This is a genomic window from Streptomyces sp. NPDC059080 (assembly GCF_042739975.1).
GTDB classification, from domain to species: domain Bacteria; phylum Actinomycetota; class Actinomycetes; order Streptomycetales; family Streptomycetaceae; genus Streptomyces; species Streptomyces benahoarensis.
Genome location: NZ_JBHYGX010000035.1, coordinates 41650 through 61256 on the forward strand (window position 1 = coordinate 41650; position 19607 = coordinate 61256).

Genomic DNA, 19607 nt, shown 5'->3' on the forward strand with positions numbered 1-19607 from the left:
GGCGCGGGCTCAGGCGGAGTGGGGCCCAGGGGCGGGGGGGGGGGGGGGGGGGGGGGGGGCGGCCCGCGCGGGGGGGGGGGGGGGGGGGGGCGGCGCCCGTATCCGCCTCAGCGCACCCCGCCCGGGGCCGGTCGGCAAGCGGGCTCGCCGTGCGGTCGCCCGGACGGCGCCCGGGGTGCGGTGGCCCGTCAGGCGTCGTCGGCGAGGGGGCCGACGGGCGCGCGGCGGACCACGTCCACCAGCGACCGGTCGGTGATCTTCAGGCTCGGGGAGACGGCGAGGGTGAGGGTGGAGACGCTCATGAACGGGTTGAGGTGGTCCCAGCCCCAGGCGTCGAGGGCGTCGCGGACCGCCTGCGAGCGGCGGACCGTCTCGTCGGCGGGCGCGGGCGACATCACGCCGCCGACCGGCAGCGGCAGGCTCGCCACGACGCGGTCGCCGTGCGCGACGGCCACCCCGCCGCCGGACGCGACGACCTCCCGCGCGGCCGCGGCCATCGCGGCACGCGAGGTGCCGAGGGTGACGAGGTTGTGGCTGTCGTGGGCGTACGTGGTGGCCAGCGCGCCGTCGGTGAGGGTGCGGCCCAGCAGCGGAGCGAAGACGGTTCCGGCGCGCCCGTAGCGGTTGCGGACCCGGACGATGGTGGCGCGGCCCTCCCAGTCGACCTCGCCGTCGCGGACCGGCAGGTCGAGGGCGTCCTCCTCGGTGTAGGTGTCGCGGGGGTTGAGGCGCAGGGCGCGGAAGCGGTGGGTGCCGTCGGGGAGGCCGGTGTGCCAGCGGAAGCCGTCGGCGTCCTGCGGTTCGACGTGGACGGTGTCGGTGAGGGCGCCGGTGTCGGTGAGGGCGCCGGTGTCGGTGAGGGCGCCGGTCTCGGCGACAGGGGTGCCAGGGCCGGCCGTCTCCGCCACGGCGACGGCGTCGCGGGCCACGACGCGGCCCCCGGCCAGGACCACGGCCGGGTCGAAGGCGGCGAGCTCGCCGCGGAGGAGGACGAGGTCGGCGCGTTTGCCGGGGGCGACCACTCCCCTGTCGTACAGGCGCAGCCGCTGGGCCGGGTTCCAGGTCAGGGCGCGCAGCACCGCCTCGGCGGGGAGCCCGGCGCGGACGGCGACGCGGGCGATGTGGTCGAGGTGGCCGTGGGCCAGGATGTGGTCGGCCGCGAGGTCATCGGTGACCAGGCAGAACGGCGGGAGCTGCGGGAGCGCGAGGAGCGCCTGGGCGACCTCGGGGAGCAGACACTTCTCCTGGAGCATCATCAGCATGCCCAGGCGGGCCTTCTCCAGGACGACCTCGGTGCGGTTCTTGGTGTGGTCGGAGTCGACGCCGGTGGCGAGGTAGGCGCTGAGGTCGGCGCCGCTGAGGTTGGGGCAGTGGCCGTCGAGGATCATGCCGCGGCGGCGGGCGACGCCGACCACGTCGCGCATGCGGGGGTCGCCGCCGACGACGGCGCGGTAGTCCATGACCTCGCCGAGGGCGATGACGCCGGGCCAGCCGAGCATCTCGTCGATGTCGTCGGCGGTCAGGCGCGCCCCGGCGTGCTCCAGGCCCTCCAGGGCGGGGACGCAGGAGGGCACGCCCCACAGCTGGGTCTGGGCGGTGGTGGCGCCCGCGTCGATCATCCAGCGCATGGCGGCGGCACCGGCGACGTTGACGATCTCGTGCGGATCGGCGAGGACGGTGGTGGTGCCGCGGGCCAGGGTGAGGGCGGCGAAGGTCTGCGGAGTGAGGAACGAGCTCTCGATGTGCATGTGCGCGTCGACGAAGCCGGGCGCGATCAGCAAACCGGTGGCGTCCAGGTGCTCGCGGGCGTCGGCGGGGGTGCCGGGCGGCAGGACGCCGCTGATCAGGTCGGAACGTACCAGGACGTCGGCGGCGAACCGTTCGCCGGTGAAGCTGGACACCACCTGGCCGCCGCTGATCCTCAGGTCGTGCGGGCGGGGGGAGGTCATGGGCGTATCTCCTCGTGCGGGCGGATGCGGGGCCGCGGGGGTCAGGTGGCGAGCGTGGAGAAGTAGTAGCCCAGCGGGATCAGAACGATCCACAGGCCCCACGGGATCTCGCGGAAGCGTCCGGCGACGGCCTTGACCAGGACATGGGCGGTCAGACCGACGGCGATGCCGGTGCCGAAGTTGCCGAAGAAGAGCGTCGTGGCGACGGTGAGGGCGGCCGGGACGGCGTCGGTCGGATCGGTGAAGTCGACCTTCCGCAGGGCGCCGAGCATCGTCAGTCCGACGTACATCAGCACCGGCGCGGTCGCCGCCGACGGGATGAGCGTGGCGAACGGCGTGACCAGGAGCAGTGCGGCGAAGCCGAGCGCCGCCCAGACCGAGGCGAGTCCGGTGCGGGCACCGCTGTCGGCGCCCGCCGAGGACTCCAGGTAGGCGGTCATGCTGGGCGCGCCGAGGGCCGCGCCGCCGATGACGGCGCCGGAGTCGACGTAGAACGGCTTCCGTACGCCGGGGAGGTTGCCGTCCGCGTCGGTGAGCCCGGCGCGGCCCGCGACGGCGAGCAGCGTGCCGGTCATGGAGAAGAACTCGGAGACGAAGAAGGCGAAGATGTACGGGAAGTACTCGGGCTTGAGGGCGCCGAGGACGTCGACGTGGAAGACGACCGGGCCGGGGCTCTCCGGCAGGGCCAGCAGATGGTCGGGCAGGTGGGTCACGCCGAGCGGGATTCCGGCGAGGGTGACCGCGGCCATGGTGATCAGGAACGCGCCGGGAACCTTACGGGTGGCGAGCGCGGTGAGCAGGACGAGCCCGGCGAGGGCCAGCAGTCCGGCCGGGGCGGCGAGGTCGCCGACGGTGAGCGCGGCGCTGTCCGGGCGGGCCTTGACGAGGCCGCTGTCGCGGAAGCCGATCAGGGCGATGTAGAGGCCGAGGCCGCCGCTGATGGCGTACTTGAGGTTCAGCGGCATCATGCGGGTGATGAGGTCGCGGATGCCGAGCGCGGTCAGCAGCAGAAAGGCGACACCGGACCAGAGGACCATGCCGAGCGCGGCGTCCCAGGGGACCTTGTCCTGGCCGACGATGGTGACGGCGAGCAGGGCGACGCCGCCGAGCCCCGGGGCGACGACGAAGGGGAGGTTGGCGACGAGGCCCATGGCCAGCGTCGCCAGCACGATCGCGAGGAGGACAGCGGTGGTGGCGGCGCCGTGCGGGATCCCGGCCTTGGCGAGCTGACTGGGCACGACGACCACCGCGTAGGCGGCCGCCACGAACATCGACAGCCCCGCCAGCGCCTCGGTCCGCGGCGTACTGCCACGCTCCCGCACCCGGAAAAGCCGCTCCAGGCGGGAGGCGGGCGCCTGGGAGCCCGGCGGGGCCGGGGCCTTCGGGACGGCGCCGCGTGCGTCGGTAGGGGGCATGAACACCTCGGGGGAGGACGGGGCAGCTCCGGGAAGTCTCTCCCCGACCGCCGCCGACTGTCTCTGCAACCGGTTGCAGAGACCGGTTGCAGACAGGATGCCATGGGGGCAGGGGTGAGGGAAGGTCCGGGTGGACCGGAAGACGAACGAACCGCCCGGCCACGTCCCCGGCTCCCCCGCATACTTAACCGATGGACGGGCCAAGGGACTCCTGGATCAACACCACCCACGACTGGGCCGCCACCGTGGACGGGGACCATCTCGGGTTCATCCGCCGGGCGCCCGCCGAGTTCGCGCCGGGCGGGCCGGTCCACCTCGTCCTGGAGGTACTCGCCTACGCCGCCGACGAGGCGGCGGGCCGGGGCGGCGGTCGGTGTGTGGTCGCCCTGCACCCCGACGGTTCCGTATCGGTGGAGGATGACGGCCGGGGTACGGACACCCGGTTCGACGAGCACGGCCGGGCGGTGCAGAAGCCGGTCATGGCCACCAAGGACCTGCGCTTCTTCGACGCCCCGGCGGCGGAACGGCTTCCGGACGGGCAGTCGCGCCGCGGGATGTCCGTCGTCGCGGCGCTGAGCCGGTGGCTGACACACACCAACCGCCGTGCCAACGGTGCCTGGCGCAGGCGCTACGAGCACGGCGTACCGGTGACCGGCCTGGAGCCCGTCACGGCCGACGGGGCCACCGGGACCCGGGTCCATTTCCTGCCGGACGGAGCCCTGGTGCCGCGGTGGTCGCCGACCGGGGACGAGGCGACCCGGTGGTCCGCGCACTGGCCGGAGCTGACCGTCCGCATCGATGATCGGCGCGGCCGCGGGGACCCGTCAGGACGATGACTGCGGAGGCGCGGCCGGGGCACCCCGCGAGCCCTGCCCTCCGGGCGACGGCGGGACTTCACGGGCGCGCCCCAGCCGCCCACACCTGGGCGACACCACCCGGAAGGCCAGGGAACCGGGAGGCGGCCGATGCCCGAACCCTGGCGCCTCGGCACCCACGACCCACGCGCCCCCGAGGGCGCCCCCCGTCGCTCTCCGTCAGATCCCTGCCTCCCCCGCCGCCTGCCGGACCGCCCCGCGTGTCTCTCTACGCCTTCGGATGACGCGATTTCCGGACACTTAGAAGTGTGCCGCGCCCTCGCTCGCCGCCTGCGCGGCCCGCTGCGGACCGTCAGCGGCGGGGCGTCTCCCTCTTCGGCGCCCGGGCGTCGGCCTGAGCCGTGGTACGGGCCCCGCCCCGCCTCCGTCGGCCTCGCGCACACCGGAGGGCCGGGCGGGAGCCGCGCCACGCCGGAGGTAGCCGGCCGTGTCCGAAAAGGAGTGGGGGCATTCGTGATCGACTTCGCCTGGTTTCCCGCAACCAAGGCCCGGGGAAAGATCACGACGTGCTGCTCTTACGATGAATCGATAATACGGTGAGAGCGTTTCCCCGTAGCCGCAGAACGCTCCGCACGTACCCATCAGTTCCTTCGAGGCCGCCTCAGGAACTGCCCCTCTTTCCTGATCCCGGAGAGCGGTATGCCCTTTTCCCTGTCAGCCTCACTGGAGCGCTTCGGCGACTCCGCTGCCATGGTTTTCGACCACCGCACCTTCAGTTACCGAGAACTTTCCGGACATGTCGCCGAATGGCGATCCCATCTCGACTCCTGTGACATTTCCCGGGGTCAGGTCGTGACCCTGGAGGGGCCGTGCTCACCGCAGACCGTCGCGGGGCTGCTCGCCCTGGCCGAACGCGGCGCGATCACCGTGCCGCTGAACAGCCCGCCCGCCGCCAAGCGCGCCGAATACCTCGACGTGGCCGCGGCGGAGGTGACCGTCACGGTCCTCCCGGACGGCAGCAGACACACCGAACGCACCGGCCGCACCGCCGGGCACCCCCTCTACGCACGCCTGCGCCGCGACGGTCACCCCGGGCTCGTGCTGTTCAGCTCCGGGACGACCGGGCGCAGCAAGGCGTCGCTGCTCGACCTGGAGAAGATGCTGGCCCGGTACGCCGCGGGCGGGCCCGGGCGCCGCATCCTGTCCTTCCTCAGCATGGACCACATCGGCGGCGTCAACACCGTCCTGCACACGCTCAGCACCGGCGGCACCGTGGTCACCGTCACGGACCGCACCCCGGACGCGGTGCTGGCCGCGGTCGCCGCACACCGCGTCCAGGTCCTGCCCACCACGCCGACGTTCCTGAACATGGTGCTGGTCTCCGGCGCCGCCGAACGTCATGACGCCTCCTCCCTCGAACTGATCACCTACGGCACCGAACCGATGCCGCAGCGGACCCTGGAATGGCTCTGCCGCGGTTTTCCGCAAGCCCGCCTGAAGCAGACCTACGGCCTTTCCGAACTGGGCATCCTGCCCACGAAATCCCGCGGAAACGGCGAGTTGTGGATGAAGTTGGGCGGCGCCGGATTCGCCTATAAAATCGCCGACAATGTGCTGTGGATACGTTCGGACATGGCGATGCTCGGATATCTCAACGCCCCGGCCCCCTTCGATGCCGAAGGATTCTTCAACACCGAGGACGTGGTGGTGTGCGACGGTGAATGGATAAGAGTTCTCGGCCGCCGTTCGGAAATCATCAACGTGGGCGGCGAGAAGGTTTATCCCAGCGAGGTGGAGAGCGTATTGCTGGAGGTGCCCGGCGTCGCCGAGGCCACGGTCAGCGGTCATCCGAGCCCGGTGACCGGCATGGTGGTCCGGGCGACGCTGCTCCCCGCCGGGGAGGAGGACACCCGCGATCTCGTCAGCCGGGCCCGCCGGCACTGCCGGACGCGGCTGGAGGCGTACAAGGTGCCCGCCCTCCTGACGGTGTCGACCGCGCAGCAGCACTCCGACCGGTACAAGAAGAGCAGGGCGGGCCTGTCGTGACCGGGCGGGCACCGCGGCCCGACGGCTCCGGCGAGGGACCGGTGGCCGTGATCAGCGGGGGCAGCCGCGGTCTGGGGCGGCTCATGGCCGAACGGCTGCTGCGGGACGGCTGGCGGGTCGCGGCCTTCAGCCGCAGCGCCAACGCGTTCGTCGACGAAGCGCGGGAGCGGTGGCCGGATGCCTTCCGGTGGCACGCCGCCGACCTCGCCGCCCCCACGCGGCTCCGTGCCTTCGTGGCGGAGACCGCCGAACGGTTCGGGCGGATCGACGCGCTGCTCAACAACGCCGCCTCGCTCGGCCGCCAGGAACTCTTCCTCACCACCCCGGGCCGCCGCGTCGAGGAGTCGGTCGCCGTCAACCTGACCGGCCCCCTCGTCCTGACGCAGGCGTGCGCCAAGGTCATGGCCCGCGGGAAGGGCGGACAGATCCTGAACGTCTCCTCGGTCAACGCGGTACGCGGCTACCGCGGGGTGGCCGTCTACACCGCGGCCAAGAGCGGTCTCGACGGGATGGTCCGCAGCCTGGCACGGGAGCTGGGCCCGCTGGGCATCCGGGTCAACTCGGTCGTGCCCGGATTCTTCGACAGCGAGCTGACCCGGGACGTCACCGACGAGCACCGCGACCGCATCCGGCGCCGCACCCCCCTGGGACGGCTGGCGGACATCGAGGAGATCGCCGACGCCGTGAGCTATCTCCTCTCCCCCCAGGCGTCCTTCATCACCGGACAGACCCTCATAGTCGACGGAGGCATCACGTGCTGAACTCCCGTGACGGCATCACCGCGGTGGTGCACGACACGCTCAACGAGATCCTCAAGGACGCGGAGTCCGACCCGGTGTCCTTCACCGGCGCCGAACGGATCACCGACATCGGCTTCACCTCCCTGCTGCTGGCCCGGCTGATCATCCAGCTGGAGGCCGCCCTCGGCGCCGACCCCTTCGAGGAGCGGTACGTCGTCTCCGACATCCGCACCGTGGACGAACTCATCGACGCCTACCGGCAGACGCTCCAGGCGTCCGCGGTCGCCTGAACCGAAGGAGGTGACCGGCGATGCCGGAAGAAGTCCTGGTCGTCGTGGGCGACCGGTTCCCGCAGTTCGCCGCCAACCGCGGCACGGTGACCGCCTCGCAGCTCCTGGAGCGGCTCCGCTCCGGCGAGGCGCACGGCCCGCTCCGCCTGGCCGTGGGGCAGGGCCTGCTACCGCAACAACTGGCCGAGATCGAGAAGTTCACCGCGTCCGGCGACGGTACGGCCGTGTGCCACGGTGGCGTCCCCGTCCCCGCCGAGCACCGCGTCGTCCGGCCGGGGCATCCACCGACCGCGCTCATCGGACGGGTGGAGCGGGCGGCCGCGGACCGGTTCACGGCGCCGCTCCTCCTCGACGAGCGGGTGGATCTCCTCCAGGACCGGCTGAGCAGCCAGCACGTCTCGGCGATCACCCTGCTGGAGGCCGCCCGGCAGACGTGGGTGACCGTCACCGAGCAGTTCCTGCTCTCCGACGAGGAACGCGCCACCTGTGTGATCAGCGAGGTCACGGGCGTGCGGGCCACCTACCACCACTACGTGTTCCCGCTGCCGGCCACGGTCGAGTTCCGGCTGACGGCCCACCGGAAGGTCCCGGCGCAGCGGTTCGGCTTCACCGTCTCCTTCCACCAGAACCAGCGGCTCACCACGGAGATCGCCGCGGAGATCGGCGTCCTGCCGGAGGCCGTCGCGAAGAAGCAGGAGGCGCTGGCGGCCCGTCAGGCGCTCCACGACGCCCTCGCGCCGCTGCGGGCGGCGCAGCCCGCGACCGCGGCGGCCCCGCACCAGGGAGGGATACCCGCTTGAAACTGCGACGCTACGAACTCACCCCGCAGATGGAGCAGTACGACGACTTCGACGACCGCGGCGAGACGCGGTATCTGCCCTATCTCATGTACTACCACCGCGCCGGATACCGCTCCGAGGCGCTCAACACCGACCGGCTGGGCTTCCGCGTCGGCCACGGCGCGTGCGGGCCCGCCTCGGTCGCCGGGGAGCGGCCGCCGGGCCCGGTGAAGCTGCTCGTGGGCAGTTCCACCGCGTTCGGCATCGGCGCCACCACGGACGCCGCGACCCTCTCCTCCCGGCTGTGGAGCCGCTACGCCCCCTCGACGCCCTGGCTCAACTTCGGCGGGCGCAGCTACAGTTCCGCGCAGGAGCTGCTGCTCTTCGTGCTCCACCAGCATCTGCTGCCACCGGTCGAGGAGATCGTGATCCTCTCCGGGTTCAACAATCTGGCGCTCGCGCGGCTGCCGGAGCATCAGCAGGGCGAGCACGGCGCGTTCTTCTTCTGCGGCGACTACCACGCGCAGATGGACGCGTTGCAGACGCGTCACCGCAAGGCGAAGCCGGGGTTCGGCCGCCGCACGCAGCGCCGCTCCCCCGCTCCGCCCGACGACGTGCCCGTGCCCACCACCCCGGAACTCATCGCCCGGTCCGTGGAGCTGACCGTGCGTCACCTGGAGACGTGGCGCAAGCTGGCCTCCGTCACCGGGGCGCGCCTGTCGTACGTGCTCCAGCCCCTGGCGACCTGGGTGCGTCAGGAGCCGGCGCCGCAGGAGGCCGTCCTGTTCAAGGAGCTGGACAAGATGTCCCGGCTCGGCATCTTCGAGGACCTCTTCGGCGACATCGTCACCCCGGAGACCGGCCGGGCGTACGCCGAGGCGCTGCGAATGGCCTGCGAGAAGCAGGGCGTGCCGTTCCTCGACCTCAACCCCGTCCTCGCCGAGGCCACCACCCCCGAGGACTGGCTCTACGTCGACCGGGCGCACTGCACCGACCACGGCTACGACACGGTCGCCCGGCTGCTGACCGACTGCCTCGGCCTGCGCTGACCTGCGCTGACCTGCGTTCTTCCGCGGACAACAGATTCCCCTGACCACAGATGAGGACATTCCATGGCGATTCTCAGGTGGCTGCGCGACCACGTACTCCGGCGCAAGCGCCGCCGCACCAAGCAGGACGCGTCCATCTACCCCATGTTCTGACCCCTGTTCCGACTCCTGTTCCGACCGCTCCCGACACCGCGCGGCGCTCGTCGTCCGACGCACGGCAAGTGTCCGACGCACGGCAAGTGTCCGACGCACGGCAAGTGAAGGAGACAGCAGGTGCGAAGCCGCCTCGGCCCGTACGAGGGCCCCGAGGGGACGAACCGGTTGCTGTACATGTCCGCGGCCGATCCCGAGGGACTCTTCCCCCACGGCCGCCTCGGCCCGGCGCAGCTCCGCGCCGAACTGGCACACGCACGGACGGAACCGGTCCCGGAGCAAGCCGCTCCGGGACCGGCCGGCGGTCCCTCCGGCGATCCGGCCGGGACGGAACCGGACGATCCGGCCGCCTGGGCGACCCGGGAGGACGCGCGGTTCCGCGCGCTGTACGCCCGGGCGGACGGGGCGGCGCGGGAGGTCCTGGTACACAAGGCGGTTCTGGGCTGTGCCCCGCTGGCCCTGCTGTCCGGGGCGTGGCTGCAGTGGCTGAGCGATCCGGGCAACGCCGACGATCCCGAGACCCTGCACCTGCTCACCCGGTACGCGCAGGACGTGGGCGTCGGGCATCCCCGGGCCTCCCGCGGCAGCGCCTGGCTCGAACTGCTGCGCACGCTGCACCTGTCGGAGCAGGCCGTCCCGGCGTCCCGGCTGCCGTTCGACCGGCGCATCGCCGACGGATGCTTCCGGCTTCCGGCGGTGCTGCTGGCGATGAGCCGGTTCCCCGAGACGTTCCGGTACGAGATCATCGGCGCCGACCGGTGTCTGCGTGCCGTGGGGCTGCTCCCGGCCCTGGGCTTCGTCCGGGACGCGCTGCCCGACGCGGCGGACTGGGACGCCGTCGACCTCGGGACCACGCGGGACGCGACGGTGGTCGGCCGCCCGGGGGACAGTCGCGCGGACGGTGCGCCGGCGCGGGCGGCGGACGGCGCCGCGGTCGGACGGGGGCACGCCTGGGCCCTGTGGGCGCTGCGGCAGTGGAGCGACGCCCTCCACGACGCTTTGCGCGCCTCCCTCGACCCGGCGCACGACATGCGGGAGCTGCTGCGGCAGCGGGCCCGGGAGGGCGCGGTCTACCACCACGACTTCCCGCTCCAGGGGCGCCCGTTGGCGCAGTGGCTGGCCGAGTGCGTCACCGACCCCGGACCGCTGTTGGCCGCACTGTCCACGAGCCGGCTGGTCCGGCCGGGTGCCCCGGACCGCAGCCCCCTGGTGAACGCCCTGATCGGGGAGCGCGGCCCGATGTTCCGGGTCTTCTCACCGGACGACGTCGCCGTCATCCGCCGCTGGATCGCCTCCCTCGGCGCCTCCCCCGACGCGGACTCCTCCGACACGGGTTCCCCGGACCCGTCGGCCGTGCCCGCCCCGGCGGCGGCCCTCCCGGCCCTCTCCGCCGGACCCGGGGACGAGGGCCGGGTCCCGGCCGACCTACGGGAGGCGTACCACCTGCTGCAGAAGCGCGCGGACACCCCGGCGCTGCGCCGCTTCGCGCTGGACCACACCCGGCGCTGGCTGGCCGCCACGCGTCTGGGTGCCCGGCGCGGCGGGCTCCCGCTGCCCGACCGCTGGGCCCCCGGGGGCCTGCGGCCCTGGCTCCTCGACCAGCACGACCGGCACGGCGCGGAGTTCGAGGAGACCGCGCGCGTCCCGCTCCCCTCGCGCGGGGAACTCATCGACTCGACCGTGCAGCTGGCGCCGCTGACCCTGATCGACGGCAGCTGGATCCGGGGCTTCACCGACTACGCCGAGGCCACGTCGGACGTCGGGCACTTCCTCTTCGCCACCTACTGGGATGAACTGGGCAACGGCGAGGTGAAGCTGAACCATCCGCTGATCTACCGCGAGGTCCTGGCGGAGATGGACGTGCGCCTGCCGCCCACCGGATCACCGGAGTTCGCGCGGTGGCCGGGCTTCCGGGACGAGTCGTTCGAACTGCCGGTGTACTGGCTGAGCATCGGGCGCTTCCCCCGGACGTTCCTGCCGGAGGTACTGGGACTGAACCTCGCGATGGAGCTGTCCGGTGTGGGCGGCTCGTACCGCAGGGGACGGCTCGCGCTCCGCGAGTACGGGTTCAGCACCCGCTTCGTCGACATCCACAACACCATCGACAACGTCGCCACCGGGCACTCCGCCTGGGCGGCGGACGCCATCGACACCTATCTGGCCACCCTGCCGGCGGACGGCCGGGAGGACGCCAGGGGCCGGGCCTGGGAACGGATCCGGACCGGTTACCTCTCCCTCCAGCCCCCCGCCGGCCTGCGGGCGCGACGTGTACGGCGGATGCCACGCGGTCGCCGCCGGCACGGGTCCCCCACGGCGTGACGACGCGCGAAGGAACACGCTCATGAGCAACGACCTGGTACTGGGAATCTCCGCCTTCTACCACGACAGCGCCGCCGCGCTGGTACACGGCGGGCACATCGTGGCGGCGGCGCAGGAGGAGCGGTTCAGCCGCCGCCGTCACGACTCCGCCTTCCCCGTGCGGGCGGTGGAGTACTGCCTGCGCGAGGCGGGTGCGGATCTGGGCGACATCGCGGCGGTGGCCTACTACGAGGACGCGAAGCTGAAGTTCCGGCGGGTCGTGGGCACGTATCTGGCCACCGCGCCACACGGCTTCGCGTCGTTCCGGGAGACCCTGCCGCCCTGGCTGTCGTGGAAACGCGACATCCACCGCACCGTGCGGCACGGCCTCGCCGGCCTCGGGGACGGCCCGGTACCGGAGATCGTGACCCGCCGTCACCACGAGTCCCATGCGGCCTCGGCATTCCTGCCGAGCCCGTACGAGTCGGCGGCGGTGCTCTGCGTCGACGGCGTCGGGGAGTGGGCGACGACCACGCTCTGGCGCGGCCGGGGCACCGCGGTGACGCCCCTGGCCGAGCTGCGCTTCCCGCACTCGCTGGGGCTGCTGTACTCGGCGTTCACCTACTTCTGCGGCTTCAAGGTCGACTCCGGCGAGTACAAGCTCATGGGCCTCGCCCCCTACGGCACGCCCCGCTACGCCGGGCTCATCCGCGAGCGGCTGATCGACATCAAACCCGACGGCTCGTTCCGCCTGGACATGGCGTACTTCGCGTATCTGCGCGGCCAGGTCATGACCGGGCGGGCCTTCGAGAAGCTCTTCGACGGGCCCCGGCGGCGGCCGGAGAGCCCGCTGACCGAGCGGGAGTGCGATCTGGCCGCGTCCGTGCAGGAGGTCACCGAGGAGGTGATGATCAAACTGGCCCGGTCCGCCCGGGAGCGGACCGGCGAACGCCGCCTCTGCCTGGCCGGCGGGGTCGCCCTCAACTGCGTCGCCAACGGCCGGATCATCGAGGAACGGATCTTCGACGAGGTGTGGGTGCAGCCCGCCGCGGGGGACGCCGGGGGCGCCCTGGGGGCCGCCCTGTCCGTCGCCGCCGCACGCGGCGCCGGCCGTCCGCACCTGGGGAGCGGCCGGGACGCGATGGCCGGTTCCCTGCTCGGCCCGGGCTACGGCGACGAGGAGATCGCCGCGTTCCTGCGCTCCCGGTCCCTGCCGCACACGGCGCCGGCCCCGGACGACGTCGCCCAGGCGGTGGCAAAGCGGCTCGCCGAGGGCGCGGTCGTCGGCTGGTTCCAGGGCCGGACGGAGTTCGGGCCGCGGGCCCTCGGTGCGCGCTCCCTCCTCGGGGATCCGCGCGACCCCGGGATGCAGTCCGCGATGAACCTCAAGATCAAGTTCCGGGAGTCCTTCCGGCCGTTCGCCCCCTCGGTCCTCGCCGAGGACGCCAAGGACTACTTCGCGCTGCGCCAGGAGAGCCCGTACATGCTGGTGGTCGGGCAGATCGCCGACTCCCAGCGCCTCACGGCGGCGGACGCGGACGACGCCACCGGTCTGGACCGGCTGAAGACCCTGCGCTCCACGATCCCGGCCGTGACCCATGTCGACTGCTCCGCCCGCGTCCAGACGGTGACCGAGGAGGCCAACGCGCCCTACCACCGGCTGCTGACCGCCTTCAAGGAGACCACCGGCTGCCCGGTCCTGATCAACACCTCGTTCAACGTCCGCGGCGAGCCGATCGTCAACACCCCCGAGGAGGCGTACACCTGCTTCATGCGCACCGGCATCGACCTGCTGGTCCTGGGCAACCACCTGCTGGAGAAGAGCGAACAGCCGCGCTGGGAGGAAGAGGGCGACTGGCGCGAGACGATCCCGCTGGACTGACCGGGCCCCGCGCCCCGAAAGGAACCGAGCACCATGCGCAAACCGCTTCTCCTCCTCGCGTACGCCCTGCTGGTGACGCCCGCCGGGCTGCTCCTGCGGCTCGTCCACGATCCGATGGCCCGGCGCCGCCGGCCGGGAGCAGACAGCTACTGGACGCATCCGGGGTAGGCCCGGCGTCCGCCGAGGGGCCCGCGCGGGAGGCATCCGCGCGGGCCCCTCGGCGCTTTCCGAAGGCGCGGCCGGCGTGCGGGCCGACGGCTCCCGGAGCTGCGCACTTCAGCTCCGGGAGCCGGGCCGTCCGGGCCTCAGCTCTTGGTCAGGGCGCGGTCGAGGAGGGGGAGCAGGCGGTCCCAGTGGCGCTGGAGTGCGGAGGGATCGAAGGCGGCGGTGTCGGACATGGTGAAGCCGTGGATGGCGCCCGGGTAGACCTCGGTGGTGTAAGCGACGCCCGCGGTGTCCAGGGCCCGGTTGAACTCGTCGATGGCCTCGGGCGTCATGTCGCCCTCGGCGAGACCGATGTGGACCTGGGCGGTCAGCTCGGGGACCAGGCGGTGCGGGCTGTCGGGGGCGTCGGTGACCAGGGCGGCGGGGTGGAATCCGGCGACGGCGGCCACCTGGCCGGGGTGGGCCGTGGCGGTGCGCATCGCCAGGACGGCGCCCAGGCAGTAGCCGATCGTGGCGACGGGCCCGGCGGTGACCTCGGGCTGCGCGGTGAGGAACCGGAGGTAGGCGTCGGCGTCGCGCAGGACGCGGTCGGTGGTGTGCTCCTCGATCAGCGGCATCAGCTGACCGAAGAGCGCGGGCCGGGACTCCTCCCCGATGTGCTCGGGCAGGTCGACGACCGGCGCCGGACCGGTGCGGTAGTAGAGGTTGGGGACGAGCACGTAGTAGCCGTGTCCGGCCAGTTCCTGGGCCATCTCCCGCAGGACGGGCCGTACACCGAAGGCGTCCGGGTACAGCAGCACCCCCGGGTGCCGCCCGCCGCCGTCGGGAAAGGCGGCGAAGCCGTCGGCCCGGCCGTCCGGGGTGGGAATCTGCAGCGACTTGATGGGCATGGTGGGATGTCCTTCCTCGGGCTGCCGTCGGTGCGCAGCCCCGGTCGGGGTGGAGGTCTTCAGGAGATCACCCCGGCGTGCGGCCGGGGCGTGACGTCGCGGGTGGAGCGACGAGAGGGGGGTGGCGGGCGGCTGCGGGCGCCGGGGGTCGTCGGCCATGATCCGGCATGGGTGCGCGGGGCGGGCGTTGCGCTGCCCCCGGGGTCGTCCGGCCGAACGGACCCGAGGGGCGGGCCGGTGGCGCCCCGCCCCGTCCCGGCTCAGCACCGTACCGCCTCGTCCCGTCCGCGCTCACCCCGCCCCGGAGCCCCCGTGGACGCGCGGACCTCCAGCCGGGGTGCCAGCCGCGTGGTGGTACGGGTCCCCGTCCCGCCGCACAGGTCGAGGAGGCGGCGGACGGCCGTGGCACCGGCCTCCTCGACCGGGAAGGACAGGGCGGTGACCGGTGGGTCGGTGACCGCGAAGGCGGTGAGGTCGTCGCCCGCGGCGACGCTCAGGTCGTCGGGGACGCGGCGGCCCGCGGCGCGCAGGCCGTGCAGCAGGCCGAGGGTGAGGTAGCTGTTGTAGACGAGCACCGCCGTGGCGTCGGCGGGCAGTCGGGACGCTGCGGCGATGCCCGCGTCGAAGGTGGGCGGCAGCGGGCCCAGGACGTGCAGGCGGGCACCGGCGGCCGCGGTCCGTTCGGCCAGGGCCGCCCTGCGCCGGGTGTCCGACCAGGAGCCGGGCGGCCCGGAGACGTACGCGAGGTTGCGGTGGCCCAGCTCCAGCAGGTGGCCGGCGAGGCGGGTGGCGCCCTCCTCGGCGTCCAGGACGACGGCGGGCAGGCGGCCTACGCGGCGGTCGACGAGGATCAGCGGGCGCTGCCGTGCGTGCTCGCGCAGCGCGGCGTCCGTGCCGACGGGCGCCACCATGACGACGCCGTCGGCCTGTTCGCCGAGGCGCGCGGCGAGCGCCGCCTCCCGGTCGGCGTCGGCCTCGGAGACGCTGATGAGGAGGTGGGCGTCGGCCTCCTCGGCGGCGCGTTGCGCGCCCAGCACCAGCGGGGAGAAAAAGGGGTTGGCCAGCGTCGGGACGATCAGGCCGATCAGGCCCGTGCGGCCGGTGGTCAGCGCGCGGGCGCTGCGGTTGGGGTGGAAGCCGAGGCGGCCGGCGGCGGCCCGTACCTTCTCGCGGGTCGCCTCCGTCACCATCTCCGGGCGGGTCAGCGCGCGCGAGGCGGTGGCCTTGGAGACCCCGGCCGCGCGCGCCACGTCCGCGAGTGTCGCCACCTGATGCCTCCTTCTGACCCGGACGTCGGCCGGGCGCCACGCGGGTGCGCGGTCCGGCGTCCGATGCTAGTGCAACCGCTCTCTGAAACCGGTTCCCCGGATGTACCGGCGTACGTGGCGGAGCCTCAACACGCGGGCGCGGGCGCCCCGGAGAGGTCCGGGACGCCCGCGCCGTACGAGGACGCCGGTCAGGGAGCGACGGGCAGGTCGCTCGCGCCCTTGGCGGCGGTCTTGGCGCTCGCCTTGGCAGGCTCGGGGGTGGCGTGCGGTGCGCACGTCACATCCCGGGCGTCGGTCCTGCCCTCCAGCAGGTAGGCGTCGACCCGGTCGTTGATGCAGGGGTTGACGAGGCCGGTGACGCCGTGCGAACCGGCGTCCCGCTCGGTGATCAGCCGCGAACCGGCGAACCGCTTGTGCAGCTCGACCGCGCCCTCGTACGGGGTGGCGGCGTCGCGGGTGCTCTGGACGAGCAGCACCGGGGGCAGGCCCTTGCCGCTCTTGACCTCGACGGGGCGCTGCTGCTTGGCGGACCAGGTCGCGCAGGGCAGGTTCATCCAGGCGTTCGCCCAGGTCATGAAGGGCGCCTGGGCGTGGACGCGGGTGTTGTCGCGGTCCCAGGTGCGCCAGTCGGTGGGCCACTTGGTGTCGGTGCACTCGACGGCGGTGTAGACCGCGTTGCCGTTCTCGGCGGCGATGTTGCCGGCGGTGTCCTTCAGGTCCGGTCCGGCGTTCTCGATCAGCTGCTTCTCGTCACCGGTGCGGTACGCGCTCCACACCTCGGCGACGGGCGCCCACATCGAGTCGTAGTAGGGCGCCTGCTGGAAGAACCCGATCAGCTCGGCGGGCCCGACGAGGCCGCCGATGGGGCTCTTCTTGGCGCTCGCGCGCAGCTTCTCCCACTGCGCCTGGACCTTCTCGGGGGTGTCGCCGATGTGGTACGTCGCGTCGTTCTTGGCGACCCACTTCTTCCAGTCGCCCCAGCGGGTCTCGAAGGCGACGTCCTGGTCAAGGTTGGCCTGGTACCAGACCTTGTCGCGCGAGGGGTTGACGACGCTGTCGACGACCATGCGGCGGACGTGGCCCGGGAAGAGCGTGCCGTAGACGGCGCCGAGGTAGGTGCCGTAGGAGACGCCGAGGTAGTTGAGCTTCTTCTCGCCGAGCGCGGCGCGGATGACGTCCAGGTCGCGGGCGGTGTTGGGCGTCGTCAGATACGGCAGGAGGTCGCCGCTGCGGGCCGCACAGCCGTCCGCGTACGCCTTGGCGAGCTTGCGCTGGGCGCGCTTGTCGGCCTCGTTGCCGGGGACCGGGTCGGCCTTGGGGGCGCTGACGAACTCCTGCGGGTCGACGCAGGAGATGGCGGCGGAGTGGCCGACGCCGCGCGGGTCGAAGCCGACGAAGTCGTAGGCGGCGGCGGTCTTCTTCCACAGCGGCTTGCCGTCGGTGACGCGGGAGGGGAAGCGCATACCGGAGCCGCCGGGACCGCCGGGGTTGTAGACGAGGGCGCCCTGACGCGCGTCCTTGCCACCGGTGTTGCGGACCCGGTCGACGGCGATCTTGATGGTGCGGCCGCCGGGGCGGGCGTAGTCCACGGGGACGGTGACGTCACCGCACTGGATCGGGGCCTTCAGGCCCCAGTCGGCGGGGCAGTCCTGCCAGTTGATGCCCTGGGCGGCGGCGCGGGCGGCGGCGGTCCGCACGCCGCGGTCCTCGGCGGAGGAGGCGGGGTGGCGCTCACCGGCGGTGGCGGGCGTGGCGGAGATCGCTCCGGCGAGGAGCGCGCCGGTCACCAGGGTGCCGGCGGCGCCGAGTGCTGCTGTTCTTCTCACGTGGTGGTTCCCCCTGCAGGGTGCGCCGCGCGGGGCGGCTGATCACGGCATGACGAGGAGGATCCTGCCGCCCCGCACCCCCCAGGAGAAGATTCGAACATCATTTCTTTACCAATCTGTAGGAATCGTGGGGGTGGTGGAGGATGTGCACCCCCGGCCCCTTGCGCCCCATCCGCCGCCCCTTCGGCCTCCTTTCCCTGCCGCCACGGACAGTGGTGGCCGGGACGGCCCCAGCACGGCCGGAATCCGCCGTGGCCACCGTGTTTCGCGGCGTTCCGGGGCGTTTTCGGGACAGCGGTCCGCCAACCGGCCGAGGAGAAACGTGCGTTCAGGGGCCGGATGGCACGGTGCGGGGCGTCACGGTGGGTACCCGGGGCGCCGAACGACGGGCCAGAACGCGTCAATCGTCCGTCATGTACGTTCCGCCTCTGTGCCAGAACGCGCACGGTGAGTAGCCTTCAAGCGGGCTCTCCTCTGTGCCAGCCGCGCAGGGAGAGCTGTCGGCGTTTCGCCTCCGTCCCGTGACCGAGAAGGAGTTCCGCGTGCCGGGTATCGATCAGGTGTTGTCCGAGGCGATGGGTATCCCCGGCGTTCTCGGCGCCGGGCTGATCGACTGGACCAGCGGGCTGTCCCTCGGTACGGCGGGCCGGGCGCCGGGGAACGACCACGACGCCGCGGCCGCGGACACCGCCGAGGTCGTCCAGGCGGTCCAGCGCAGCGCCACCTTCGACTCCGGCGCCGACGGGGCGCGACCGGGCCTGGAAGACCTGATCCTCACCGCCGCCGGGGGCTACCACCTCATCCGCTTCGTCCACACCGCCTTCGACAGTCAGACGTACCTGTACCTGTACCTGGACCGGGAGCGGGCCAATCTGGCCGTGGCACGCAGGCGGCTGCATGATCTGGCGGCCGGGCTCGTGCCGGGCTGACCGCGCGGGCTCTCCCGCGCCGCCGCGACACGCCAGCGGCCCCGGCACCGTCGGTGCGCGGGGCCGTGCTCGGCCCCGGTACCGCTCGACCGGACACGCTAGGGGAACGCCATGGGCCAGTCCGCCTCCACTCCCCCGACCGGACCGGACGGCCCGCTCGCGCGACTCGCCGCCGAACGGGCCACCGGCGCACTCCACTTCCCCGGTGGCCGCATCCGTCTCCGAGACGGCGCGGTCTCCTGGGTGGAGTGCGACGACCTGCCCGGATCCGCCGCGCCCGCCCCGCCCCGCGAGGGCGGGCGATCACGCCGTACGCGGCAGGGCCGGGCGGCGTCCGGAGCCGGCGGGCGGGCACGTACCTCCGGAGGCGGTCCCGCGTCCGGGGCGGGCGCCGGGGACGTCGCGCCGGAGAGCCTGGTGCTCCGGCAGATCCGCCATCTGACGCTGCTGCTGGACGCGGCGTTCCTGGTGCTGCCGCTCCCCGAGGAGGGCACGTCGTTCACGCCCGGCGCGGAGCACTGCCCCGAGGCCGTACGACAGGTGGGCGTCGCCGCGCTGCTGCGGGCGGTCGCCGTCCGCCGGGCGCAGCTGGACGCCTGGCGGACATGGGAGGCGGCGGACGGCGCGCCGGTCGTCCTGGCCCCGGACACCCGCCGCGAGGACGGCCCCGGCTGGCGGGCCCGGCTGCTACTGGCGGCGGCGGACGGGCGACGCACCCCCGCCGGCCTCGCCCACGCGCTGGGGCACTCGGTGTTCTGGACGCTGCTGGAGGTACGGCGGCTGGCCGCGGGCGGGCTGGTTGTGCTCCCGGAGGGCGCGGGGGCGGCCGGCGGGACGGAGACGGCCGGTGGTGCGGCGGCGAGCGGCGAAAGCCCCACCACCGGCGGCGCGGCGGCGACCGGCAACGCGGAAGCGGCCGGCGGCACGGAGACGGCCGGCGGCACGAGCCCGGAGCCGTCCGGTGCCCGCCCCGCGGGCCGGAGCGGTGGCGGGGCGCGGCCGGGCGGGTCCGGGCGGCCGCGGGGCGGCGGGGAGAAGCGATCCGGCGCGGCCGGGCGGGACCGGAGCGGCCCGGACAAGCGGTCGGGTGCCGCGCCCGCGCTGCCGACGCGC

The 19607-nt window shown here is 73.4% G+C and carries 16 protein-coding genes; 11 read left to right on the forward strand and 5 right to left on the reverse strand.

The genetic code is table 11. The features are described from left to right. Positions 1-188 precede the first annotated feature (188 nt). Both ACFWWQ_RS23340 and ACFWWQ_RS23345 read right to left on the reverse strand, forming a co-directional pair. Positions 189-1949 (reverse strand): adenine deaminase C-terminal domain-containing protein, encoded by a 1761-nt coding sequence (locus ACFWWQ_RS23340; protein ID WP_384599323.1) that lies wholly within the window; start codon positions 1947-1949, stop codon positions 189-191. A gap of 41 nt (positions 1950-1990) precedes the next feature. Further along, the gene (locus ACFWWQ_RS23345; RefSeq protein ID WP_384599326.1) at positions 1991-3364 is read right to left on the reverse strand and encodes an NCS2 family permease; all 1374 of its coding nucleotides are present in this window, start codon (positions 3362-3364) and stop codon (positions 1991-1993) included. 191 nt (positions 3365-3555) lie between these two features. Between ACFWWQ_RS23345 and ACFWWQ_RS23350 the strand changes: the two genes are divergently transcribed. The 9 genes from ACFWWQ_RS23350 (at position 3556) to ACFWWQ_RS23390 (ending at position 13584) form a co-directional block, all read left to right on the forward strand. Next, entirely contained in the window at positions 3556-4200 is a 645-nt protein-coding gene (locus ACFWWQ_RS23350) for an ATP-binding protein (RefSeq protein WP_384599329.1), read from the forward strand. A 678-nt stretch (positions 4201-4878) separates the two neighbouring features. Next, entirely contained in the window at positions 4879-6225 is a 1347-nt protein-coding gene (locus ACFWWQ_RS23355) for a class I adenylate-forming enzyme family protein (protein ID WP_384599332.1), read from the forward strand. Continuing rightward, on the forward strand, positions 6222-6986 hold the full coding sequence (locus ACFWWQ_RS23360) for an SDR family NAD(P)-dependent oxidoreductase (protein ID WP_384599335.1): 765 nt from the start codon (positions 6222-6224) through the stop codon (positions 6984-6986). Before ACFWWQ_RS23355 ends, ACFWWQ_RS23360 begins: the two co-directional genes overlap by 4 nt. Then, positions 6980-7255, forward strand: coding sequence for a hypothetical protein (locus ACFWWQ_RS23365; RefSeq protein WP_384599339.1), 276 nt, complete (start codon positions 6980-6982; stop codon positions 7253-7255). The genes ACFWWQ_RS23360 and ACFWWQ_RS23365 overlap by 7 nt, the downstream gene beginning before the upstream one ends. A 20-nt stretch (positions 7256-7275) precedes the next feature. Beyond that, positions 7276-8055: an AfsA-related hotdog domain-containing protein gene (locus ACFWWQ_RS23370; RefSeq protein WP_384599342.1), complete on the forward strand. Its 780-nt coding sequence runs from the start codon at positions 7276-7278 to the stop codon at positions 8053-8055. Next, a complete protein-coding gene (locus ACFWWQ_RS23375) occupies positions 8052-9083 on the forward strand; it encodes an Inducer of phenazine A (protein WP_384599345.1) in 1032 nt (343 codons plus the stop codon). The genes ACFWWQ_RS23370 and ACFWWQ_RS23375 overlap by 4 nt, the downstream gene beginning before the upstream one ends. Before the next feature lie 273 nt (positions 9084-9356). Beyond that, entirely contained in the window at positions 9357-11555 is a 2199-nt protein-coding gene (locus tag ACFWWQ_RS23380) for an iron-containing redox enzyme family protein (RefSeq protein ID WP_384599348.1), read from the forward strand. A 22-nt stretch (positions 11556-11577) separates the two neighbouring features. After that, entirely contained in the window at positions 11578-13416 is a 1839-nt protein-coding gene (locus tag ACFWWQ_RS23385; protein WP_384599350.1) for a carbamoyltransferase, read from the forward strand. Between the two features lie 33 nt (positions 13417-13449). Next, positions 13450-13584, forward strand: coding sequence for a hypothetical protein (locus ACFWWQ_RS23390; protein ID WP_384599353.1), 135 nt, complete (start codon positions 13450-13452; stop codon positions 13582-13584). Positions 13585-13721: 137 nt separating this feature from the next. Here the strand turns inward: ACFWWQ_RS23390 and ACFWWQ_RS23395 are convergent, their stop codons facing one another. From ACFWWQ_RS23395 to ACFWWQ_RS23405, 3 genes are all read right to left on the reverse strand, one after another. Further along, complete coding sequence (locus ACFWWQ_RS23395; RefSeq protein ID WP_384599356.1) at positions 13722-14471, reverse strand: dienelactone hydrolase family protein; 750 nt, start codon at positions 14469-14471, stop codon at positions 13722-13724. A gap of 260 nt (positions 14472-14731) precedes the next feature. Beyond that, complete coding sequence (locus ACFWWQ_RS23400) at positions 14732-15739, reverse strand: LacI family DNA-binding transcriptional regulator (protein ID WP_384599359.1); 1008 nt, start codon at positions 15737-15739, stop codon at positions 14732-14734. Positions 15740-15927: 188 nt separating this feature from the next. Further along, entirely contained in the window at positions 15928-17565 is a 1638-nt protein-coding gene (locus tag ACFWWQ_RS23405) for an alpha/beta hydrolase (protein WP_384599362.1), read from the reverse strand. Between the two features lie 542 nt (positions 17566-18107). Between ACFWWQ_RS23405 and ACFWWQ_RS23410 the strand changes: the two genes are divergently transcribed. Then, positions 18108-18494 carry a hypothetical protein gene (locus ACFWWQ_RS23410; RefSeq protein ID WP_030281373.1) on the forward strand — a complete coding sequence of 129 codons (387 nt, stop codon included), beginning with the start codon at positions 18108-18110 and terminating at the stop codon, positions 18492-18494. Positions 18495-18605: 111 nt separating this feature from the next. Continuing rightward, positions 18606-19607: hypothetical protein (locus ACFWWQ_RS23415; protein WP_384599365.1), on the forward strand; the 1002-nt coding region annotated here is incomplete at its 3' end.